This window comes from Luteimonas rhizosphaericola, assembly GCF_029888045.1.
Classification (GTDB): Bacteria; Pseudomonadota; Gammaproteobacteria; order Xanthomonadales; family Xanthomonadaceae; genus Luteimonas; species Luteimonas rhizosphaericola.
This window is the reverse complement of sequence record NZ_JARXRN010000016.1, coordinates 435,924-456,504: the sequence shown is the minus strand read 5'-3', so window position 1 is coordinate 456,504 and position 20,581 is coordinate 435,924. Positions and strand designations below refer to the sequence as shown.

Below are 20,581 nucleotides of genomic sequence, written 5' to 3'. Positions count from 1 at the left end.
GCCGGCATGAGCGTGCAAGGCGGCGACTCCCGCGCGGTGGTGCTCCATGCCGAAGGCCTCGGCAAGCGCTTCGGCGCGACGCGCGCGCTCGACGGCGCGGGGCTGACCCTGCGCGCCGGCGAGATCCACGCGCTGATGGGCCAGAACGGCGCCGGCAAGTCGACCCTGATCAAGCTGCTGACCGGCGTCGAGGCGCCGGACGCGGGCACGGTGACGCTGGACGGTCGCACGATCGCGCCGGCCGACCCGCTCGACGCGCAGCGCCTGGGCATCAGCACGGTCTACCAGGAAGTGAACCTGTGCCCGAACCTGTCGGTGGCGGAGAACCTGTTCGCCGGCCGCTTCCCGCGCCGCTACGGCCTGGTGCGGTGGTCGCGGGTGCGGGCCCAGGCGCGCGCGCTGCTGGCCGAACTGCAGCTGGAGCTGGACGTGGACCGTCCGCTGTCGGGCTATCCGGTGGCGATCCAGCAGATGGTGGCGATCGCGCGTGCGCTGGGGGTATCGGCGAAGGTGCTGATCCTGGACGAGCCGACCTCGAGCCTGGACGAGGACGAAGTGCGGCAGCTGTTCGCGGTGATGCGGCGGTTGCGCGAGCGCGGCATGGCGATCCTGTTCGTCACCCACTTCCTCGACCAGGTCTACGCGGTGTCCGACCGCATCACCGTGCTGCGCAACGGCACGCTGGTGGGCGAGTACGCGCCGGCCGACCTGCCGCACGCGGCGCTGGTGAAGGCGATGGTGGGGCGCGAAGTCGCGCTGGCCGGCGGCCGCGAGGCGGGCACGCCCGTGCCCGGCGACGCGCCGGTGGTGCTGCAGGCGCATGGACTCGCGCGGCGAGGTGCGCTCAAGCCGGTCGACCTGCAGCTGCGCGCGGGCGAGGTCATGGGACTGGGCGGGCTGCTGGGATCGGGCCGCACCGAACTGGCGCGGCTGCTGTTCGGGCTCGATCGCGCCGACGCGGGCGAACTGCGCGTGGACGACCGTCCGGTGCAGTTCCGGCATCCGGCCGAGGCGGTCGCGCGCGGGCTGGCACTGTGCCCGGAAGAGCGCAAGACCGAAGGCATCGTCGCCGGCCTGTCGGTGCGCGAGAATATCGTGCTCGCGCTGCAGGCCCGGCGCGGCTGGCGGCGCTCGCTGCCGCGCGCGACGCAGGACGAACTGGCGCGGCGCTACGTCGAACTGCTGGGCATCCGCACCGCCGGCACCGAAGCGCCCGCCGGGTCGCTGTCCGGCGGCAACCAGCAGAAGGTGGTGCTGGCGCGCTGGCTGGCGACGCAGCCGTCGCTCCTGATCCTGGACGAACCCACGCGCGGCATCGACATCGCCGCCAAGCAGGACATCATGGCCGAGGTGGTGCGCCTCGCGCGCACCGGCATGGCGGTGCTCTTCATCTCCGCCGAGATCGAGGAACTCACGCGCCTGGGCGACCGCATCGCGGTGATGCGCGACCGCCACAAGGCGGGCGAACTGCCCGGCGGCTGCGACGGCGCGCAGGTCATGGACCTGATCGCGGGGCACGCATGAGCGCACCACCCGACCCCCGGCCGATGGTCCCTGCGCCGCTGTGGCGCCGCGCGGTCGCGCATCCGCTGGCGTGGCCGCTGCTCGCGCTGGCCCTGCTGCTGCTCGGCAACGGCCTGTTCAACCCCGGCTTCCTGGCGCTGGAGTGGCGCGATGGCCGCCTGTACGGGAACCTCGTCGACATCGCCAACCGCGCGGCGCCGCTGATCCTGGTCTCGCTCGGCATGACCCTGGTGATCGCGGTGCGCGGCCTGGACATCTCCGTCGGCGCGGTGCTCGCGATCGCCGCCACCGTCGCGGCCTGGACCATCGCGCGCATGACCGCCGGCGGCGGCGAGGGCCTCGCGCCGCTGTTCGCCGCGGTGGCCGCGGCGCTCGCGGCCGCCGCGCTGTGCGGCCTGTGGAACGGCCTGCTGGTGGTGAAGGTGGGCATGCAGCCGATCATCGCCACCCTGATCCTGATGGTCGCCGGGCGCGGCATCGCGCAGCTCGTCAGCGACGGCCAGATCCTGACGATCTACTACGCGCCCTACGTGTTCCTCGGCACCGGCTTCGTGCTCGGGCTGCCGATCGCGCTGTTCGTGGTGCTGGCGCTGTTCCTGGCGCTGCAGGCGCTGCTGGGGCGCACCGCGCTCGGCCTGTTCGTGCGCGCGATCGGCCACAACCCCGTGGCCGCGCACGTGGCCGGCGTGCGCGCGCGGGCGATCATGCTGTCGCTGTACGTGTTCTCGGGGCTGTGCGCGGGCATCGCGGGCGTGCTGGTGAGCGCCAACGTGGCCAGCGCCGACGCCAACAACGCCGGGCAACTGCTGGAACTCGACGCGATCCTGGCCGTGGCGCTGGGTGGCACCGCGCTCGCGGGGGGGCGCTTCAGCCTCGCCGGCAGCCTGGTCGGCGCGCTGATCATCCAGACCCTGACCACCACCATCTACGCCATCGGCGTGCCGCCGCAGGTCAACCTGGTGGTCAAGGCATTGCTGGTGCTGGTGGTGCTGCTGCTGCAGTCGCCGCAGTTCCGCGCGCAGGCGCGCTCGCTGCTGTGGCGCACGCGCGGGGCGCCGGCATGAGCGCCGTGCCCGTGCGCGGGCTGCTGCACGCCGGCGGGCTCGGGCGCCTCTGGCGCGACCCGCGCTACCTCTCGCTGGCGGTGACGGTCTCGCTGTTCGTGGCGATGGCGGTCGCCGGGGGCGTGCTGTACGACGGCTTCCTGCGCCCCCAGGTGTTCCTGAACCTGTTCATCGACAACGGCTTCGTGCTGATCGTGGCGGTGGGCATGACGTTCGTGATCCTCACCGGCGGCATCGACCTGTCGGTGGGCGCGGTGGTCGCCTTCAGCACGGTGCTGCTGGCCAGCCTGGTGCAGCACCACGGCTGGCACCCGCTGGCGGCGATCGCGGCGGTGCTGGTGGCCGGCACCGCGTTCGGCGGGACGATGGGCGCGATCATCCAGCGCTACCGGCTGCAGCCGTTCGTGGTGACGCTGGCCGGCATGTTCCTGGCGCGCGGCGCGGCCACGCTGGTGAGCGTGGATTCGATCGGCATCGACCACGCGTTCCACGTGGCGGTGGCGGGACTGCGGATCCCGGTCGGCGGCGGGGCGTCGCTGTCGGTGGGCGCGGTGATCGCGCTGCTGGTGGTGGCCGCCGGCGCGGTGCTGGCGGGGCTGACCCGTTTCGGGCGCACGGTGTACGCGATCGGCGGCAACGAGCAGTCGGCGCGGCTGATGGGCCTGGCGGTCGACGCCACCCTGGTGCGGGTGTACGCGCTCAGCGGCTTCTGCTCGGCGCTGGCCGGCGTGGTCTACACGTTCTACATGCTCAGCGGCTACAGCCTGCACGCCAGCGGGCTGGAGCTCGACGCCATCGCCGCGGTGGTGATCGGCGGCACCCTGCTGGCCGGCGGCAGCGGGTACGTGCTCGGGACGGTGTTCGGCGTGCTGGTCCTTGGCCTGATCCAGACCCTGATCGTGTTCGACGGCACGCTCAGCTCGTGGTGGACGCGGATCGCGATCGGCGCGCTGCTGCTGGCGTTCTGCCTGATGCAGCGGCTGCTGGCGCGCCGCGACGGAGCCGTGTGAGCGAGCGCCGCGACGCACGGTGGTCCGCATGCGGCGGCTGGGATGCCTGTCCGATGCCGGGCGCGGGGCGGACGCACGTGGCGCTCGGTGGCCGCCTGGTGTGCCGGACCGGCGCGTCGGCCGGCCGCGCGTCACGCGATGCGGTGGAGGAGTCAGGCTGATGCGTGCGTCCGGTGTCTGGCTGGTCCTGCTGTTCGCGCTGGGCGCCGTTCAGGCCTCCGGGCCGCCTGCCGCCACCTGGATGGCCGACAACGGCAACGGCACCTACACCAACCCTCTGTTCCACGACGAGTTCTCCGACCCCGACCTGATCCGGGTCGGCGACTGGTTCTACATGACCGGCACCACCATGCACGCGGTGCCCGGGCTGCCGGTGCTGCGCTCGCGCGACCTGGTGAACTGGGAGTTCGTCTCCTACGCGATGCCCGATTTCCCGCCCGGCGCCGAGTACCGGCTCGAGGACGGCCGCGACCTGTACGGGCAGGGCATCTGGGCGCCGAGCCTGCGCCACCACGATGGCCGCTTCCACATCTTCGCCAACATCAACGGGCGCGGGCTGCACGTGTTCAGCGCCCGCGATGCCGCCGGGCCGTGGACCCGTTCGGTGATCGAGCGCAACCTGCACGACCTGTCGGTGCTGTTCGACGACGACGGCCGCGTCTGGGCGGTGTTCAACTACAACGAGGTGCGCCTGGTCGAGCTGAAGCCGGACCTGAGCGGCGTGGTCGAGGGCAGTGAACGGGTGATCATCCCGGCCGGCAACGGCATGGGCGAGGGCCACCACTTCTACAAGGTGGACGGACGCTACTACATCATCAGCGCGAACTATGCGCCGGTGGGCCGCATGCAGGCCGCGCGCGCCGATGCGCTCGACGGGCCGTGGGAGACGGTGGCGATCAGCGCCAGCGAAACCATGGGCACCCAGCGCGGCTGGTGGGAGAACGGCGTGGGCCAGCGCACGCCGGTGCCCACCGGCGCCACCGCGTTCTCGATGCACAAGCCGGGCGACAACGCGCTCGGGGCGGTGCCGCTGCACCAGGGCGGCATCGTGCAGGCGCCCGACGGCAGCTGGTGGGGCTTCTCGATGATGGACGTCAAATCCATCGGCCGCACCACCTACCTCTCGCCGGTGACCTGGCACGAGGGCTGGCCGTACTTCGGCCTGGCGGGCAACCTTGGCCGTTCGCCGCGCACCTGGTTCAAGCCCGACGTGGGCACCGACACCGCGCCGCGCGCGACCTATACGCGCAGCGACGATTTCTCCGCGCCCACGCTGCAGCCGGTGTGGCAGTGGAACCATGCGCCGCTGGGCGGGCGCTGGTCGCTCGATGAGCGGCCGGGCGCGCTGCGGCTGCACGCCCGGCCGGCCGACGGTTTCCTGTGGGCACGCAACACGCTGACCCAGCGCGTGATCGGGCCGGAGTCCACGGCGACCGTCCAGCTGGATGCATCAGCCCTGACCGATGGCGACGTCGCCGGCCTCGGCCTGCTCAACATGCCGGCGGCGTGGCTGGGCGTGGTGCAGGGCCGCGAAGGCGCGACGCTGCGCTGGCATTCGCAGCTGGGCGATCGCCATGTCGACGTGCCGCTGGCATCGCCGCGCGTGTTCCTGCGCGTCGCGGGCGACTACGACCAGGACCTGGCGCAGTTCTCGTGGAGCGCCGACGGCGAGCGCTTCACCGACATCGGCGGGCCGGTGCGGCTGCCCTACCAGCTCAAGACCTTCCAGGGCACGCGCTACGCGCTGTTCGCCTACAACGCGGAAGGCCGCGATGGCGGCCATGCGGACTTCGACGAATTCCGGGTCGACGAGCCGCTGGCGGACCGTTCGCGCAACCTGGCGCTGGGACAGGTGGTCGCGTTGCACAACCTGGGCGACGGCACGGTGGCGCGCGTGCATCCGCTGGGCGTGTTGCAGCCGGTGGCGGCCGATGCGAAGGAAGCGGGCGAAGCGGGTGCGCGTTTCCGCGTGCACGACCGCGGCCGTGGCCGGGTGGCGCTGGAGGCGATGGACGGCAGCGGCTTCCTGACCGTGGTCGGCATCGGACTGTCGGCCGACGTGCGCCTGCTGCCCGAGTCCGACGCCAGCCTGTTCCTGTGGCAGGACCTGCTGCGCGGCGAGTTCATGCTGCTGTCGCTGAAGACGAACCGCTACCTCGGCATCCTGCCCGAGAGCGGCGAACCCTATGCCGCCGACCGGCCGGGTCCCCGGCCCGACCGCAAGGACGGCACCGTGCTGCGGTGGCAGGCGGTTGCCGCGGACTGAGTCGAGCCTTCGGGCGATGCCCGGAGCAGAGTTGTATTTCGATCGCCTTCGAGCATCGGTCGTGTTGCGACCGGTTCATGCGTGGACGGATCGAGCGCGGCAAAGCCGCTGCCACCGGGTCGACGCGCGGTGACGCCGGCTGCGGGTGCGCCCGGTGACGAATGTCCCCCGACGACGCCCTGCAGGGCGTCGCCTCCTCCTTGATTTCGTCCCCGGGCACACCCGCAGCCAGCGTGTCTGAATCCGCGGGAGCTCGGAGAAAGGGGCCGAGCGCATCAGCCCTGCGGATATTCCTTTTACATGCGTCTCGTCCATCGGCAGCGCAGGACGAATGCAAGTCTTCAGCGCCGGATCGAGCAAGGGCACGATGCGTCCTTGGTTTCATCCCGGTCACACCCCGATCCGGCATGCCCCCTCGCGCGGTAGCTCCGGCCAGAAGACATCCGATACGCGATCGGCCGTCAGCCGAGCCGCGTCGCGATCGGGGGACATTCGCCGCAAAGGCCTCCCGGTCGCGGCGTGGCCTGTCCGGTCGCGACGGGCTGCCGTGTGTCAGCCGACGCGATGGCCGCCGGACGCGATGCGCCGCGATGACGGCGAGGCCGTCGCGACGGCCCACGCGAACGAATCGCCTGCCTAGACCTCGAGCGTCGCCAGGTCGCCCTTCTGTTCGAGCCACGCCTTCCGGTCCGAAGCCCGCTTCTTCGCCAGCAGCATGTCCATCAGCCCGCGGGTTTCCCCGTCGTCGTCGATGGTCAGCTGCACCAGGCGGCGGGTGTCGGGGTGGATCGTGGATTCGCGCAGCTGCGAGGGGTTCATCTCGCCCAGGCCCTTGAAGCGGGTCACGTTGACCTGCCCAAGGCCCTTCTTCGACTCCGCCTTCTCGCGCTCGATCTTCTCCAGCAGCAGGCGCTTCTCCTCCTCGTCCAGCGCGTAGAACACCTGCTTGCCCACGTCGACGCGGAACAGCGGTGGCATCGCCACGAAGATGTGGCCAGCGCGCACCAGCGCAGGAAAGTGCCTGAGGAACAGCGCCGAGAGCAGGGTGGCGATGTGCAGGCCATCGGAGTCGGCGTCGGCCAGGATCACGACCTTGCCGTAGCGCAGGCCGGAGATGTCGTCCTTGCCCGGATCGCAGCCGATCGCCACGGCCAGGTCGTGCACCTCCTGCGAGGCGAGCACTCCGCCGGACGCCACTTCCCAGGTGTTGAGGATCTTGCCGCGCAGCGGCAGGATCGCCTGGAAATCCTTGTCGCGCGCCTGCTTGGCGCTACCGCCGGCCGAGTCGCCTTCCACCAGGAACAGTTCGGTGCGCGAGAGGTCCTGGCTGATGCAGTCGGCCAGCTTGCCCGGCAAGGCCGGGCCCTGGGTGACCTTCTTGCGGACGATCTGCTTCTCGGTCTTGAGCCGCGCGCTGGCGCGCTCGATCGCCAGCTGCGCGATCTTCTCGCCGAACTCGGTGTGGCTGTTGAGCCAGAGGCTGAAGGCGTCGTGCGCCGCGCCCTCGACGAAGCCCGCGGCTTGGCGTGAGGACAGCCGCTCCTTGGTCTGGCCGCTGAACTGCGGGTCGGTCATCTTCAACGACAGCACGAACGAGACCCGGTCCCAGACGTCCTCGGGCGCCAGCTTCACGCCGCGCGGCAGCAGGTTGCGGAAGTCGCAGAACTCGCGCAGCGCGTCGGTGAAGCCGGTGCGCAGGCCGTTGACGTGGGTGCCATGCTGGGCGGTCGGGATCAGGTTGACGTAGCTCTCCTGCACCAGGTCGCCCTCGGGCACCCAGGCCACCGCCCAGTCGACGATCTCGGTGTCCTTCTTCTGCTGGCCGACGAACAGCTCCGGCGGCAGCAGCTCGCGCCCCTCCAGCTCGCCGCGCAGGTAGTCGCGCAGGCCGTCCTCGTAGTGCCAGCGGTCGCGCTCGCCGCTGGCCTCGTCCAGCAGGGTCACGGTCAGGCCGGGGCAGAGCACGGCCTTGGCGCGCAGCAGGTGGCGCAGGGCGCGCACCGCGAACTTCGGCGAGTCGAAGTATTTCGGATCGGGCCAGAACCGCACCCGGGTACCGGTGTTCTTCCTGCCGACCGTGCCCACCACCTCCAGCGCGCTGGCGCGGTCGCCGTTGCGGAAGCTGATGCGGTGCTCGCTGCCGTCGCGCTTGATGTGCACTTCCACCAGCGTGGACAGCGCGTTGACCACGCTCACGCCCACGCCGTGCAGGCCGCCGGAGAAGGTGTAGTTCTTGTTGCTGAACTTGCCGCCGGCGTGCAGCCGGGTGAGGATCAGCTCCACGCCCGGGATCTTCTCCTCCGGGTGGATGTCGACGGGCATGCCGCGGCCGTCGTCGGACACCTCGCAGCTGCCGTCCTTGAACAGGGTCACCGCGATCTCGCGCGCATGGCCGGCCAGGGCCTCGTCCACCGCGTTGTCCACCACCTCCTGCGCCAGGTGGTTGGGGCGGGTGGTGTCGGTGTACATGCCGGGGCGGCGCTTGACCGGATCCAGGCCGGACAGGACTTCGATGTCGGCGGCGTTGTAGCGGGAATTCATCGGCGAATGCGGCAGCGGCGGCGGCGGTGGCGCGCAGGATGCGGGCCGGCGTCGGGGTGGTCAAGGATCGCGGCGGGCCGTCGCGCGGGCTGCGACCGGTCCCGGCCGGCAGGGTGGGGCGCGACCCTGTAGAATGGGGCTTTCCAGCGGGTGCCCACTCCCCATGACTTCCCCCAGTTCCGTCACTCCGCTCGTTTTCGTCACCGGCGGCGTGGTGTCCTCGCTCGGCAAGGGCATCGCGGCGGCCTCGCTGGCCGCGATCCTCGAGGCCCGCGGCCTGACCGTGACGATGATGAAGCTGGACCCGTACATCAACGTCGATCCGGGCACCATGAGCCCGTTCCAGCACGGCGAGGTGTACGTCACCGACGACGGCGCCGAGACCGACCTCGACCTCGGCCACTACGAGCGCTTCATCAATGTCCGCCTGTCGGGCAGGAACTCGATCACCACCGGCAAGATCTACGAGGCCGTGATCCGCAAGGAGCGCCGCGGCGACTACCTGGGCGCGACCGTGCAGGTGATCCCGCACATCACCGACGAGATCAAGCGCTGCATCGACGCCGCTACCCAGGGCTTCGACGTGGGTCTGGTGGAGATCGGCGGCACGGTGGGCGACATCGAGTCGCTGCCGTTCCTCGAGGCCATCCGCCAGATCCGCACCGACCGCGGCCCGGACAAGGCCATGTTCATGCACCTGACCCTGGTGCCGTACATCGCCGCGGCGGGCGAGCTCAAGACCAAGCCGACCCAGCACTCGGTCAAGGAGCTGCGTTCGATCGGCATCCAGCCCGACGTGCTGCTGTGCCGCAGCGAGCAGCCGCTGCCCGACGGCGAGCGCCGCAAGATTGCCTCGTTCACCAACGTGTCCGAGAAGGCGGTGATCTCGGCGGTGGACCTGGACAACATCCACAAGATCCCGATGTGGCTGCACGCGCAGGGGCTGGACCAGATCGTGGTCGAGCGCCTGCGGCTGGACGGCAAGGCCGCCGCGTCGGCCGACCTGTCCGAGTGGCTGGCCGTGGTGGACGCGGCCGAGCATCCGATCGACGAGGTGACCATCGCGGTGGTCGGCAAGTACGTCGACCACAAGGACGCGTACAAGTCGGTCGGCGAGGCGCTCAAGCACGGCGGCATCCGCCAGCGCACGCGCGTGAACCTGAAGTGGATCGAATCGCAGGACATCGAGCGCGACGGCGCCGCGAAGGCGCTGGGCCGGGTCGACGGCATCCTGGTGCCGGGCGGCTTCGGCGACCGCGGCTTCGAGGGCAAGGTGCTGGTGGCGCAATACGCGCGCGAGCAGGGCATCCCGTACTTCGGCATCTGCTACGGCATGCAGGCGGCGGTGGTCGACGTGGCCCGCCATCTCGCCGGCCTGGAAGGCGCGAACAGCACCGAGAACGACCGCCAGACCCCGCACCCGGTGATCGGCCTGATCACCGAGTGGCGCACCAGTTCGGGCGAGGTCGAGAAGCGCGACGAGAAGTCCGACCTCGGCGGCACCATGCGCCTGGGCCTGCAGGAACAGCGGCTCAAGCCGGGCACGAAGGCGCGCGAGCTGTATGGCCGGGGCGTGGTCGGCGAGCGCCACCGCCACCGCTACGAGTTCAACAACCGCTACCGCACCCAGCTCGAGGACGCGGGCCTGGTGATCAGCGCCAAGTCAATGGACGACCTGCTTGTGGAGATGATCGAACTGCCGGACCACCCCTGGTTCATCGCCTGCCAGGCGCATCCGGAATTCCTGTCCACCCCGCGCGGCGGGCACCCGCTGTTCATCGGCTTCGTTCGCGCCGCGCGCGAGCACAAGGTCAACGAAGGATCGGCCGGCGGCAAGCTGCTCAAGGAGGCGTCGGCATGAAGCTGTGCGGATTCGAGGTCGGCCTGGACCGGCCGTTCTTCCTGATCGCCGGACCCTGCGTGGTCGAGAGCGAACAGCTGCAGCTCGACGTCGCCGGCCGGCTGAAGGAGATCACGGGCCGCCTGGGCATCGACTTCATCTTCAAGTCCAGCTTCGACAAGGCCAACCGCACCTCCGGCACCAGCTTCCGCGGCCCCGGCATGGAGGAAGGCCTGCGCGTGCTGGGCGAGGTGAAGCGCCAGATCGGCGTGCCGGTGCTGACCGACGTGCACGAGTACACGCCGATGGACGAGGTGGCCTCGGTGGTCGACGTGCTGCAGACGCCCGCCTTCCTCGTGCGCCAGACCGATTTCATCCGCAAGGTCTGCAGCGCCGGCAAGCCGGTCAACATCAAGAAGGGCCAGTTCCTGGCGCCCTGGGACATGAAGCCGGTGGTGGAGAAGGCGAAGGCCACCGGCAACGACCAGATCATGGTCTGCGAGCGCGGCGCCAGCTTCGGTTACAACAACCTGGTCTCCGACATGCGAAGCCTGAGCGTGATGCGCGACACCGGCTGCCCGGTGGTGTTCGACGCCACCCATTCGGTGCAGCTGCCGGGCGGGCAGGGCACCTCCAGCGGCGGCCAGCGCGAGTTCGTCCCGGTGCTGGCGCGCGCGGCGGTCGCGGTGGGCGTGTCCGGCGTGTTCATGGAAACCCATCCCGATCCCGCCAACGCGCTCAGCGACGGCCCCAACGCCTGGCCGCTCGACCGCATGGAAGCGCTGCTGGCGACCCTGCTGGAGCTCGACCGCGTGACCAAGCAGCACGGGTTCATCGAATCGAGCCTCTGAGTCCATGCGATCGTGCGCGGCAATGCTCTCCTTGGGCCTGTTGCTGTCACCGCCGGATCTGGTTGCCTGTTCCATCGGCAGTGGCGTGCTTGAGCAGGACCTGCCACAGGTCGTACGCCAGAGCGACCAGGTATTCGTTGCGAATTTGGCCGGCTACTCGCAGTTCGTGCCGTTTGGCGCCCGTTACCAGATGGGGCGCATGAAATACGTTGTACTTGAAACCATCAAGGGCGATCCGGCCACTCGCGGCGTCCTGTTCGAGTCGACCGGCTTGCCGGCCATCGAAGGCATACCGCCCGCGCCATGTGGTCCCTGGGTCGTCGCGCCTGGCAACACCGGCGGCACCTATCTGGTGTTCGTCACGCGTTATCCTGACGCGATAGGACCAATGCCGCACCCGTTGTCTATCCGGCTCGATCCGTCTACGCCCGCGTCAGCCAGACTGCTCGACTTCGTCCGAACTCTCCCTCAACACGACTCCACGCCATGACCACGATTGCCAAGATCCACGCCCGCGAAATCCTCGATTCCCGCGGTAATCCCACCCTCGAAGCCGAAGTGACGCTGGCCGATGGATCCTTCGGCCGCGCGGCGGTGCCGTCGGGCGCCTCCACCGGCGCCAAGGAAGCGGTCGAGTTGCGCGACGGCGACAAGACGCGCTACCTCGGCAAGGGCGTGCTCAAGGCCGTGGGCAACGTCAACGGCCCGATCGCCGACGCACTGGCCGGCTTCGATGCCGCCGACCAGGCCGGCCTGGACAAGCGCCTGATCGACCTCGACGGCACCGAGAACAAGGGCCGGCTGGGCGCCAACGCGCTGCTGGCGGTATCGCTGGCCAACGCGCACGCCGTGGCCGCTTCGCGGAAGCTGCCGCTGTGGAAGCATCTGGCCGGCGACCGCGCGCCGGTGCTGCCGGTGCCGATGATGAACATCATCAACGGCGGCGCACATGCGGACAACAACGTCGATTTCCAGGAGTTCATGGTGCTGCCGGTGGGCGCGGCCTCGTTCTCCGAAGCGCTGCGCTGCGGCACCGAGATCTTCCACGCGCTCAAGTCGGTGCTCAAGGGCCACGGCCTGAGCACCGCGGTGGGCGACGAGGGCGGCTTCGCCCCGGATTTCCGCAGCAACGTCGAAGCGCTCGACACCATCCTCGAGGCGATCGGCAAGGCCGGCTACAGCGCCGGCGAGGACGTGCTGCTCGGCCTGGACGTGGCGTCGAGCGAGTTCTTCGACAGCGGCAAGTACAACCTCGTGGGCGAGAACAAGCGCCTGACGAGCGAGCAGTTCGTCGATTTCCTGGCCGACTGGGCCGCGCAGTACCCGATCGTGTCGATCGAGGACGGCATGGCCGAGGACGACTGGGACGGCTGGAAGCAGCTGACCGGTCGCGTCGGTGGCACGGTGCAGCTGGTGGGCGACGACCTGTTCGTCACCAACCCGAAGATCTTCCGCGAAGGCATCGACAGCGGCACCGCCAACGCGATCCTGATCAAGGTCAACCAGATCGGCACCCTGACCGAGACCCTGGAGGCGATCACGATGGCCGATGCCGCCGGCTATGCGGCGGTCGTGTCGCACCGCTCTGGCGAGACCGAGGACACCACCATCTCCGACATCGCCGTGGCCACCACCGCCACCCAGATCAAGACCGGCTCGCTGTGCCGCAGCGACCGCGTCGCCAAGTACAACCAGCTGCTGCGGATCGAGGAGCAGCTCGGCGCGGGCGCGACGTACGCCGGCCGCGACGCGTTCGTTTCGCTCAAGCGCTGATCCGCGACAATGCGCTGGTTGCGCGTGCTGCTGCTGGCGCTGGTGGTGCTGCTGGGCTGGCTGCAGTATCGCCTGTGGTTCGGCGTCGGCGGCACCCGCGCGGTCGAGGAGCTCGACGCGCGGGTGGAGCAGCAGCGGCGCCAGAACGAGGGCCTGGAGCAGCGCAACGCCGCGCTGGCCGCCGAGGTGGCCGACCTCAAGTCGGGCGAGGCGGCGATCGAGGAACGCGCGCGCAACGAGCTGGGCATGATCCGGCCGGGCGAAACCTTCTATCGGGTGGTCGACGAGGACGGTGCGCCACCGGTGCCCGCGGCCGAGGACGAACCGGAGGAGACGCCATGACCCAGGAGTCCGCGCGCAGCGGCGGGGTGTGGGCGATCGTGGTGGCCGCCGGGCGCGGCACGCGCTTCGGCACGGGCCTGCCCAAGCAGTACACCCCGGTCGCCGGGCAGCCGCTGATCGGCCACACGCTCTCGGCACTGTGTTCGCACCCCGGCGTGCGCGGCGCGATGGTGGTGCTGGCGGCGGACGATGCGCACTGGCCGGGTTGGGATGCGATGGCGGGGACGCCGCTGCTGCGCTGCACGGGCGGCGAATCGCGCGCCGACTCCGTGCTGGCCGGCCTGCAGGCGCTCCCGGACGAGGTGCGCGTGGACGATTTCGTGCTGGTGCACGACGCCGCGCGCCCGAACCTGCGGCACGACGACCTGACCGCACTGCTGGAGCGCGGCCGCGCCGATCCGGTCGGCGCGATCCTGGCCGCGCCCGTGCGCGACACGCTCAAGCGCGCCGGGGACGATGGCGGCATCGACCGTACCGAGCCGCGCGAGCGGCTCTGGCGCGCGCTGACGCCGCAGCTGTTCCGGCGCCTGCAGCTGACCCGCGCGCTGGAGTCCGCGCGCGAGGGCGGCGTCGCGGTGACCGACGAGGCGATGGCGATGGAACTGCTGGGCATGCGTCCGCTGCTGGTCGAGGGCGACGAGGAGAACTTCAAGATCACCACCGCGGGCGACCTGGCGCGATTCGAGTTCGTGCTGTCCCGCGGCCCGCGGGACGGCGCCACCTCATGAACGTCCGGATCGGCCAGGGCTACGACGTGCACGCCTTCGGCGAGGGCGACCACGTGATGCTGGGCGGCATACGCGTGCCTCATGACCGCGGCGTGCTTGCGCACAGCGACGGCGACGTGGTGCTGCACGCGCTGTGCGATGCGATGCTCGGCGCACTGGCGCTGGGCGACATCGGTCTTCATTTCCCGCCCTCCGACGCGCGCTGGAAGGATGCCGACAGCCGCACCTTCCTGCGCCACTGCGACGGACTGCTGCGCGAGCGCGGCTGGCGCGTCGGCAACGCCGACGTGACCATCGTCTGCGAGCGGCCGAAGGTCGGGCCGCACGCGGACGCGATGCGCGCGACGGTCGCGGGCGATCTCCGCGTCGGACTCGACGACGTGAGCATCAAGGCCACCACCAGCGAGCGCCTGGGCTTCACCGGTCGTGGCGAAGGCATCGCCGCGCTCGCCGTGTGCCTGCTGGTGCGCGATGCGGACTGAGGCGGCATACCCCGACGCCACGGCGTCGGCCGAACGGGGGCGGTTCCGTGGCGCGGCGCGGAATGGCGACGACCGCACACCGGCTCCGCTTGCGTCCGAGTCCCCGGTCGTCCTCGCCACGGCGGTGGAACGCCGCCCGGGCAGCCGCGGCGCCCCCGCTTCGCGTCCCGCCCGGTCGATGCCGCCAGCGACACCGGCCGCGTGAGCCTGCCGCGCGCCCATGGCGCTGCCGTCCTGCGGGCGCGCTTCCGCCAGTCGCCCGAGGATTTCTCGGTGACGGAGCTCGACGCCTTCGACGCGGACGGCCAGGGCGAGCACCTGCTGCTGACGATCGAGAAGCGCGGCCTCAACACCGCGCACGTGGCGCGGCTGGTCGCGCAGTGGGCCGAGGTGCCCGAGTCGGCGGTCGGTCATGCCGGGCTCAAGGACCGCCACGCGGTGACCCGCCAGCGGCTCTCGGTGCAGCTCCCGGGCCGCCCGGATCCCCCGCTCGACGCCCTGGCGTTCGACGATCCTGCGACCGGCGAATCGCTGCGCGTGCTCGAGGCGCGCCGCCACTCACGCAAACTGCCGCGCGGGGCGCTGGCGGGCAACCGCTTCGAGCTGGTGCTGCGCGAGGTGGACGGCGTGCGCGATGCCATCGATGCGCGCGTCGAGGCGATCGCCCGTCGCGGCGTGCCGAACTATTTCGGCGAGCAGCGCTTCGGTCGCGAGGGCGGCAACCTCGTGCGCGCGCTGGCGATGTTCGGCGGGCGGCGGGTGCGGCGCGACGAACGCGCGATGCTGCTCTCGGCGGCGCGGTCGGAGCTGTTCAACCGGGTCCTGGCCGCGCGCGTCGCCGCCGGCACCTGGGACCAGGCGCTGGAGGGCGAGGTGTGGGTGCTCGACGGCAGCCGCAGCGTGTTCGGCCCGGTCGCGGCCGACGACACCATCGCCGAGCGGCTGGCGGCATTCGACATCCACCCCACGGCGCCGCTGTGGGGCAGGGGCCCGCTGCGCTGCGAGGGCGCGGCGCAGGCATTCGAGCGCGAGGTCCTGTCCGACGAGGTCGCCATGCGCCTGCGCGACGGGCTGGAGGCGGCCGGCCTGCGCCAGGAGCGGCGCGCCACGCGGTTGCGGCCCGGCGACCTGGAAGCCGAGTGGATGGATGTCGCCACCCTTCGCCTGCGCTTCGCGCTGCCGCCCGGCACCTATGCCACCAGCGTACTGGCCGAGCTGGGTGAACTGGCTGGCCATCAGGCGGTCGACCGCTCGTCGGAATGACATCCCCGGCGCTGGCGCCACGTCCCGGTCGGCGTATACCTGCAGGAGCGCCGGTCGCATCGTGCGCCGGCGCTCGACCAGGAGGCGTGCTCATGAACAGGGTCCTTCGTCTGACACCGGCGATCGCGCTGGTGTTCCTGCTGTCGTCGTGCGCCAGCACCGCACCGGTTGTCGCCACCCACGCCGCGAGCGCACTGGCGCCTGGCACCCCCGTTACCGATGACGCCTACATGGCGGCTGTCCACGCCAAGGCGCAGCGTCGTGGCGTCGAGGTGCACTGGGTCAATCCGCCGGTCACGCGGGTGCCGCAACAGCAACAGTAGCCGCTCAGCCGCGACGCGGCGCCAGCAGTACCAGCACCGCGCCGGTCCCGCCCTGCGCGGCGGGCGCCGAATGGAACGCCAGCACGTCGCCGCGCTGGCGCAGGAGCCGGTCGCACAGGTTCTTCAGCACCGGCACGCCGTCGGAGTTCAGCCCCTTGCCGTGGATCACGCGCACGCAGTGCGCGCCGGCATCGCGTGCGTCCTGCAGGAAGCGGCGCAGCAGCGACCCGGCCGCGGCGGCGCTGGCGTGGTGCAGGTCCAGTTCGTCCTGGGCGGCGTAGTCGCCCTGGGCCAGGCGCTTCAGCACGCGGGCCGGCACGTCGTCGCGGCGATGGCGCAGGGTATCGCCGGCCTCCACCGGCGCTTCGTGCAGCAGGCGCAGGAACTCGCCCTTCGCCTCCGCCTCGTCCAGGTCGGCCATGCGCGTGCCCGGGCGCGGCCTGGGCCGCGACGGCGGCAGAGCCGCCGGTGGCAACTCGCGCACCGGTCCGATCGCGCTGCGGAACAGCGCCGCGTCGTCGCTGTCGTCGGAGATGTCGTCGCCGGGCGGTGGACGGTGTCTCGCCATCGGCGCCCAGTATGACGCGAACCGGCCCGTGCGTCCGGAAGTGGATGCGCGCATCCGGTATCATGGCGGCACGACATCCGCGGCGACGGTGGTCCCAGAGGTTCATGCGCGTACTGGTCAGCAACGATGACGGCGTCGATGCCCCCGGCATCCGCATCCTGGCGCAGGGTCTGCGCGATGCCGGCCACGAGGTCCTGATCGTCGCCCCCGATCGCGATCGCTCCGGCGCCAGCAACTCGCTGACGCTGGACATGCCGCTGCGCGTGCAGCAGCTCGAGGACGCGGTCTGGCGCGTCTACGGAACGCCCACCGACTGCGTGCACGTCGCCATCACCGGCATGTTCGAGCGCGAACCCGACATCGTGGTCTCGGGCATCAACAACACCGCCAACCTCGGCGACGACGTGATCTATTCCGGCACCGTGGCCGCGGCGATGGAAGGGCGTTTCCTAGGCCTGCCGGCGATCGCGATGTCGCTGGCCACGGTCAACCACGACGGGCGCCACTACGAGACCGCGGCGCGCGCGGCGGTGGAGATCGTCGAACGGCTCAAGGCCGATCCGCTGCCCGCCGACACCATCCTCAACGTCAACGTGCCCGATCGCGCCTGGAGCGAGATCGCCGGCTTCGAGGTCACTCGGCTGGGAAACCGGCACCGCGCCGAGCCCTGCACGAAGCAGGAGGATCCGCGCGGCCGCACCTGGTGGTGGATCGGCGCGGCGGGACCGGAGATGGATGCCGGCCCCGGCACCGATTTCCACGCCGTGCGCTTCGGACACATCTCGATCACCCCGATCCACGTCGACCTGACGCGTTACCAGGCGCTGGAGCAGGTCTCGAGCTGGGTCGGCAGCCTGGCCGCCGAACTCGCGGAGCCGGCGCGATGATGATGACTCCCCGGCTGCGGCTGCAGCCCGAGGCGATCGGCGTCGGCATGACTTCGCAGCGCGTGCGCGACCGCCTGATCGAGCGGCTGCGCGCGAACGGAATCGGCGACGAGCGCGTGCTCAACGCGATCCGCACCGTGCCGCGCCACCTGTTCGTCGACGAGGCGCTGGCCACCCGCGCCTACGAGGACACGGCGCTGCCGATCGGCCATGGCCAGACGATTTCCCAGCCCTGGGTGGTCGCGCGCATGACCGAGGCACTGTTCACCGACGGCCACGCGCCCAGGCGCGTGCTCGAGATCGGCACCGGTTCGGGCTACCAGGCCAGCGTGCTGGCCGCGCTTGGGCTGGAAGTGCACACGGTCGAACGCATCGGCGACCTGCTGCGGGTGGCGCGCAAGCGCTTCCGCTCGCTCGGCCTGAACGTGCGCAGCAAGCACGACGACGGCCGCATCGGATGGCCCGAGAACGGCCCCTACGACGGCATCCTGGTCACCGCCGGGGCGCCCGCGCTGGTCGATGCGCTGTCCGCGCAGCTCGCCCCCGGCGGCATCCTGGTGGCGCCGGTGGGCGCCGCCAATGCGCAACAGCTGCTCATGCTGCGCAGGGAGGCGGACGGGTCGATCACCCGCCGCGACCTGGGCCCGGTGGTGTTCGTGCCGCTGCTGTCGGGCACGGTCGACTGAGCCATGGCCGGACCGACCGCCACGCCGCCGGATCCCGACGGCCAGAGCCTGGGCGCGCAGATCGCGGGCATGATCGCGCGCCTGCCGCCCGACCACGTCACCCTGGGCGAACTGCTGGACCTGTTCGGCGACGAAGGCCTGCTGCTGCTGTGCATCCTGCTGACCTTGGTGTTCCTGATTCCGGTGTCGATCCCGGGCGTGAGCACGGTGTTCGGCGCCGCGATCCTGCTGGTGGGCGTCAGCCGCCTGCTGTCGCGCCAGCTGTGGTTGCCAAGCCGCGTGCGCGACCGCCGCCTGCCGTCCGACCGTTTGCGCCCGGGGCTGACCGGGGGCCTGCGCTGGGTGCAGCGGATGGAGCGCCTCAGCCGGCCGCACCGGCTCCCGGCGCTGGTGGACGGGCGCACGCAGGACGTGGTCAACAACCTGGCCTTCATCCTCGCCGCGCTGCTCCTGATGGCGCCGTTCGGGTTCGTGCCCTTCAGCAACACGCTGCCGGCGCTGGCCCTGCTGGCCTATGCGATCGGCTTCATCCAGCGCGACGGCGGCGCGGTGCTGCTCGGACACCTCGCCAACATCGGCACGATGGTGTACTTCGCCGTGCTCATCGGCGGTGGCGGGCTGGTGGCGCAGGAACTGTTCAAGCGGTTCACGGCATGATCCGCAGCGACACGGACACGGGGAACGCGGTGGCTGGTTTCGATCCATGGATGACGGCGGCGGCGCGTGGCGCCGCACGGGTGGTGGTCGCGGTACTGATGCTTGCGCTCATCGCCGCCTGCAGCAGCAAGGTGGTGCGGACGTCGGGCGGATCCTCCGCCCCGGGCACCTCGACGCCCAAGCCCGGCGCCAGCGTGATGGTGCGGCGTGGCGACACGCTCTACCGCCTGGCGGTCGCCAACGGCATCAGCCCGATGGACCTCGCGCTCTGGAACGGGATCGCTGCACCGTACACGATCTATCCGGGCCAGCGGCTGCGGCTGTATCCCGGCTCGGGCGCGGCCCGGGGCCAGGCCTCCCGCCCGCCCAGCGGCACAACCACCGCGCAGCGACCCCCCGTGCGGCCGACACAGGCGCCCCCGCAGCCGGCCGCGACGCCGCCTGTGAACAGTTCGGTGCGCTGGCGCTGGCCGACGGATGGCCAGGTGCTCAACCGCTTCGCAGGCGGCGACCCGACCCGACAGGGCATCGACATCGCCGGCAAGAGCGGCCAGCCGGTGCGCGCCGCCGGCGACGGCGTGGTGGTGTATTCGGGCTCGGGCCTGGTGGGCTATGGCGAACTGGTGATCGTCAAGCACGACGAGCAGTGGCTGTCGGCCTACGGCCACAACCGCACCCGGCTGGTGAACGAGGGCGCGCGCGTCCAGGCCGGCCAGCAGATCGCCGAGATGGGCAGCACCGGCGCCGCGCGCGACATGCTGCATTTCGAGATCCGCTACAACGGCAAGCCGGTCGATCCGCTGCAGTACCTGCCGCGGCGCTGAGCCGGCGCGATCTCCGGAGCCGGCGGATCCCCGGCCCGGCGCAGCGCGCCGGGCGTTCGTGGGGCGCGCGATCCTGCGGATCGCCAGCGGCGCCCGCTCACCCGCTACAACGGAAAGCCGGTCGATCCGCTGCAGTACCTGCCGCGCCGCTGAGCCGGAGCGCCCCCGCGGGCCGGACCGACGGGTGTGCGCTGCGCACCACGGCGCGGTTGCCGGCTCAGGCCGTCAGGATGAACCCGGCCACCACGCGGCGACCTTCGCCGGCCAGCACGTTGTAGGTGCGTGCCGCGGCCGCGTTGGTCATCGTCTCCAGGCCAATCCCGCGCGCCAGGCACGCCGCCATCGCCTCCGGTGGCGGGAAGGCCTGGCTCGCGCCGCTGCCGAGCACGATCAGCTCCGGCTGCAGCGCCAGCAGCGGTTCCAGGTCCGCCGCCTCCAGGGCACGCACGTCGCCCACCGGCCAGTCCTCGACCAGGCGGTCGGGGGCGACCACGAAGCTGCGCTCCAGGCGGCGGTCGTTCACCAGCGCCGAGCGGCCGTCGGCGCCGCGCAGGAAATAGTCGAAATCGGGTCGTTCGTGGACCAGCTGCATCGCAGGCGCCGCCTTATGCCCGCGGCAGCACGATCTGGCGCTTGTCCTTCGACGGGCGGTACAGCACCGCCACGTGGCCGATCCGCTGCACCAGCGCCGCCCCGGCGCGCTCGGCGATCCTCGCGATCAGCTGGTCGCGCTCGTCCCGGTCGGCCGCCGCCACCTTGATCTTGATCAGCTCGTGGTGTTCCAGCGCGCCGTCGATCTCGGCCACCAGCGCATCGGTCACGCCCTTGCCCCCGACCTGCAGCATCGCCTTGAGGTCGTGCGCCTGCCCGCGCAGGAAGCGGTTCTGGGCGGCGGTCAGGACGGTCGACATCGGGAAAGGCGGCGAGGGGAGGAGTGCGGGCAGGGTATCAT

21 protein-coding genes are annotated in these 20,581 nt (G+C 71.1%); 17 read left to right on the top strand and 4 right to left on the bottom strand.

Annotation, left to right across the window (positions count from 1 at the left end):
- Positions 1 to 6 precede the first annotated feature (6 nt).
- The 4 genes from QFW80_RS03360 to QFW80_RS03345 all read left to right on the top strand — a co-directional run bounded on the left by QFW80_RS03360 (position 7) and on the right by QFW80_RS03345 (position 5,864).
- A complete protein-coding gene (locus QFW80_RS03360) occupies positions 7 to 1,524 on the top strand; it encodes a sugar ABC transporter ATP-binding protein (RefSeq protein WP_280599751.1) in 1,518 nt (505 codons plus the stop codon).
- Positions 1,521 to 2,588 carry an ABC transporter permease gene (locus tag QFW80_RS03355; protein WP_280599749.1) on the top strand — a complete coding sequence of 356 codons (1,068 nt, stop codon included), beginning with the start codon at positions 1,521 to 1,523 and terminating at the stop codon, positions 2,586 to 2,588. Before QFW80_RS03360 ends, QFW80_RS03355 begins: the two co-directional genes overlap by 4 nt.
- On the top strand, positions 2,585 to 3,598 hold the full coding sequence (yjfF, locus tag QFW80_RS03350) for a galactofuranose ABC transporter, permease protein YjfF (RefSeq protein ID WP_280599748.1): 1,014 nt from the start codon (positions 2,585 to 2,587) through the stop codon (positions 3,596 to 3,598). Before QFW80_RS03355 ends, yjfF begins: the two co-directional genes overlap by 4 nt.
- 160 nt (positions 3,599 to 3,758) lie before the next feature.
- Entirely contained in the window at positions 3,759 to 5,864 is a 2,106-nt protein-coding gene (locus tag QFW80_RS03345) for a glycoside hydrolase family 43 protein (protein WP_280599746.1), read from the top strand.
- A 636-nt stretch (positions 5,865 to 6,500) separates the two neighbouring features.
- Here QFW80_RS03345 and parE read toward each other — a convergent pair.
- Positions 6,501 to 8,405, bottom strand: a complete 1,905-nt coding sequence (parE, locus tag QFW80_RS03340; RefSeq protein WP_280599745.1) for a DNA topoisomerase IV subunit B — start codon at positions 8,403 to 8,405, stop codon at positions 6,501 to 6,503.
- A gap of 163 nt (positions 8,406 to 8,568) precedes the next feature.
- Between parE and pyrG the strand changes: the two genes are divergently transcribed.
- The 9 genes from pyrG (at position 8,569) to QFW80_RS03295 (ending at position 16,007) form a co-directional block, all read left to right on the top strand.
- Complete coding sequence (gene pyrG, locus QFW80_RS03335; RefSeq protein ID WP_280599744.1) at positions 8,569 to 10,266, top strand: CTP synthase; 1,698 nt, start codon at positions 8,569 to 8,571, stop codon at positions 10,264 to 10,266.
- The gene (gene kdsA / locus QFW80_RS03330; protein WP_280599743.1) at positions 10,263 to 11,096 is read left to right on the top strand and encodes a 3-deoxy-8-phosphooctulonate synthase; all 834 of its coding nucleotides are present in this window, start codon (positions 10,263 to 10,265) and stop codon (positions 11,094 to 11,096) included. Before pyrG ends, kdsA begins: the two co-directional genes overlap by 4 nt.
- Positions 11,097 to 11,127: 31 nt before the next feature.
- Positions 11,128 to 11,586: a hypothetical protein gene (locus QFW80_RS03325; RefSeq protein ID WP_280599741.1), complete on the top strand. Its 459-nt coding sequence runs from the start codon at positions 11,128 to 11,130 to the stop codon at positions 11,584 to 11,586.
- Positions 11,583 to 12,869, top strand: coding sequence for a phosphopyruvate hydratase (gene eno, locus QFW80_RS03320; RefSeq protein WP_280599739.1), 1,287 nt, complete (start codon positions 11,583 to 11,585; stop codon positions 12,867 to 12,869). The genes QFW80_RS03325 and eno overlap by 4 nt, the downstream gene beginning before the upstream one ends.
- A 9-nt stretch (positions 12,870 to 12,878) precedes the next feature.
- Positions 12,879 to 13,211, top strand: a complete 333-nt coding sequence (gene ftsB / locus QFW80_RS03315) for a cell division protein FtsB (RefSeq protein WP_280599737.1) — start codon at positions 12,879 to 12,881, stop codon at positions 13,209 to 13,211.
- The gene (gene ispD, locus QFW80_RS03310) at positions 13,208 to 13,939 is read left to right on the top strand and encodes a 2-C-methyl-D-erythritol 4-phosphate cytidylyltransferase (protein WP_280599735.1); all 732 of its coding nucleotides are present in this window, start codon (positions 13,208 to 13,210) and stop codon (positions 13,937 to 13,939) included. Before ftsB ends, ispD begins: the two co-directional genes overlap by 4 nt.
- Positions 13,936 to 14,421 carry a 2-C-methyl-D-erythritol 2,4-cyclodiphosphate synthase gene (ispF, locus tag QFW80_RS03305; RefSeq protein ID WP_280599733.1) on the top strand — a complete coding sequence of 162 codons (486 nt, stop codon included), beginning with the start codon at positions 13,936 to 13,938 and terminating at the stop codon, positions 14,419 to 14,421. Before ispD ends, ispF begins: the two co-directional genes overlap by 4 nt.
- A 201-nt stretch (positions 14,422 to 14,622) precedes the next feature.
- A complete protein-coding gene (truD, locus tag QFW80_RS03300) occupies positions 14,623 to 15,684 on the top strand; it encodes a tRNA pseudouridine(13) synthase TruD (RefSeq protein ID WP_280599731.1) in 1,062 nt (353 codons plus the stop codon).
- A gap of 92 nt (positions 15,685 to 15,776) precedes the next feature.
- Complete coding sequence (locus QFW80_RS03295) at positions 15,777 to 16,007, top strand: hypothetical protein (protein ID WP_280599729.1); 231 nt, start codon at positions 15,777 to 15,779, stop codon at positions 16,005 to 16,007.
- 4 nt (positions 16,008 to 16,011) lie between these two features.
- On the opposite strand, the gene QFW80_RS03290 is transcribed toward QFW80_RS03295, so the two are convergent.
- Positions 16,012 to 16,575, bottom strand: a complete 564-nt coding sequence (locus QFW80_RS03290) for a Smr/MutS family protein (RefSeq protein WP_280599727.1) — start codon at positions 16,573 to 16,575, stop codon at positions 16,012 to 16,014.
- Positions 16,576 to 16,679: 104 nt separating this feature from the next.
- Here QFW80_RS03290 and surE point away from each other — a divergent pair, with 104 nt between their 5' ends.
- Genes surE through QFW80_RS03270 form a run of 4 tightly spaced genes read left to right on the top strand, consistent with a single transcriptional unit; the run spans position 16,680 to position 19,629 of the window.
- Positions 16,680 to 17,462 carry a 5'/3'-nucleotidase SurE gene (gene surE / locus QFW80_RS03285; RefSeq protein ID WP_280599726.1) on the top strand — a complete coding sequence of 261 codons (783 nt, stop codon included), beginning with the start codon at positions 16,680 to 16,682 and terminating at the stop codon, positions 17,460 to 17,462.
- A 2-nt stretch (positions 17,463 to 17,464) separates the two neighbouring features.
- Positions 17,465 to 18,148, top strand: a complete 684-nt coding sequence (locus QFW80_RS03280) for a protein-L-isoaspartate(D-aspartate) O-methyltransferase (RefSeq protein ID WP_280599945.1) — start codon at positions 17,465 to 17,467, stop codon at positions 18,146 to 18,148.
- A 3-nt stretch (positions 18,149 to 18,151) separates the two neighbouring features.
- Positions 18,152 to 18,805 carry an exopolysaccharide biosynthesis protein gene (locus QFW80_RS03275; RefSeq protein ID WP_280599725.1) on the top strand — a complete coding sequence of 218 codons (654 nt, stop codon included), beginning with the start codon at positions 18,152 to 18,154 and terminating at the stop codon, positions 18,803 to 18,805.
- A 50-nt stretch (positions 18,806 to 18,855) separates the two neighbouring features.
- Entirely contained in the window at positions 18,856 to 19,629 is a 774-nt protein-coding gene (locus QFW80_RS03270; protein ID WP_280599943.1) for a peptidoglycan DD-metalloendopeptidase family protein, read from the top strand.
- A gap of 217 nt (positions 19,630 to 19,846) precedes the next feature.
- Here the strand turns inward: QFW80_RS03270 and QFW80_RS03265 are convergent, their stop codons facing one another.
- The gene (locus QFW80_RS03265) at positions 19,847 to 20,221 is read right to left on the bottom strand and encodes an Mth938-like domain-containing protein (RefSeq protein WP_280599723.1); all 375 of its coding nucleotides are present in this window, start codon (positions 20,219 to 20,221) and stop codon (positions 19,847 to 19,849) included.
- A 13-nt stretch (positions 20,222 to 20,234) separates the two neighbouring features.
- On the bottom strand, positions 20,235 to 20,540 hold the full coding sequence (yhbY, locus tag QFW80_RS03260) for a ribosome assembly RNA-binding protein YhbY (RefSeq protein ID WP_280599722.1): 306 nt from the start codon (positions 20,538 to 20,540) through the stop codon (positions 20,235 to 20,237).
- Positions 20,541 to 20,581: the final 41 nt, after the last annotated feature.

Bases quoted from the DNA above. Each gene is read 5' to 3' on its own strand.
- ispF (WP_280599733.1), top strand. From the start codon at position 13,936: ATGAACGTCCGGATCGGCCAGGGCTACGACGTGCACGCCTTCGGCGAG.
- yhbY (WP_280599722.1), bottom strand. From the start codon at position 20,540: ATGTCGACCGTCCTGACCGCCGCCCAGAACCGCTTCCTGCGCGGGCAG.
- QFW80_RS03275 (WP_280599725.1), top strand. From the start codon at position 18,152: ATGGCCGGACCGACCGCCACGCCGCCGGATCCCGACGGCCAGAGCCTG.
- kdsA (WP_280599743.1), top strand. From the start codon at position 10,263: ATGAAGCTGTGCGGATTCGAGGTCGGCCTGGACCGGCCGTTCTTCCTG.
- QFW80_RS03280 (WP_280599945.1), top strand. From the start codon at position 17,465: ATGACTCCCCGGCTGCGGCTGCAGCCCGAGGCGATCGGCGTCGGCATG.
- ftsB (WP_280599737.1), top strand. From the start codon at position 12,879: ATGCGCTGGTTGCGCGTGCTGCTGCTGGCGCTGGTGGTGCTGCTGGGC.
- parE (WP_280599745.1), bottom strand. From the start codon at position 8,405: ATGAATTCCCGCTACAACGCCGCCGACATCGAAGTCCTGTCCGGCCTG.
- QFW80_RS03290 (WP_280599727.1), bottom strand. From the start codon at position 16,575: ATGGCGAGACACCGTCCACCGCCCGGCGACGACATCTCCGACGACAGC.
- yjfF (WP_280599748.1), top strand. From the start codon at position 2,585: ATGAGCGCCGTGCCCGTGCGCGGGCTGCTGCACGCCGGCGGGCTCGGG.
- QFW80_RS03295 (WP_280599729.1), top strand. From the start codon at position 15,777: ATGAACAGGGTCCTTCGTCTGACACCGGCGATCGCGCTGGTGTTCCTG.
- QFW80_RS03265 (WP_280599723.1), bottom strand. From the start codon at position 20,221: ATGCAGCTGGTCCACGAACGACCCGATTTCGACTATTTCCTGCGCGGC.
- QFW80_RS03355 (WP_280599749.1), top strand. From the start codon at position 1,521: ATGAGCGCACCACCCGACCCCCGGCCGATGGTCCCTGCGCCGCTGTGG.
- pyrG (WP_280599744.1), top strand. From the start codon at position 8,569: ATGACTTCCCCCAGTTCCGTCACTCCGCTCGTTTTCGTCACCGGCGGC.
- QFW80_RS03360 (WP_280599751.1), top strand. From the start codon at position 7: ATGAGCGTGCAAGGCGGCGACTCCCGCGCGGTGGTGCTCCATGCCGAA.
- ispD (WP_280599735.1), top strand. From the start codon at position 13,208: ATGACCCAGGAGTCCGCGCGCAGCGGCGGGGTGTGGGCGATCGTGGTG.
- surE (WP_280599726.1), top strand. From the start codon at position 16,680: ATGCGCGTACTGGTCAGCAACGATGACGGCGTCGATGCCCCCGGCATC.
- eno (WP_280599739.1), top strand. From the start codon at position 11,583: ATGACCACGATTGCCAAGATCCACGCCCGCGAAATCCTCGATTCCCGC.
- QFW80_RS03345 (WP_280599746.1), top strand. From the start codon at position 3,759: ATGCGTGCGTCCGGTGTCTGGCTGGTCCTGCTGTTCGCGCTGGGCGCC.
- QFW80_RS03270 (WP_280599943.1), top strand. From the start codon at position 18,856: ATGACGGCGGCGGCGCGTGGCGCCGCACGGGTGGTGGTCGCGGTACTG.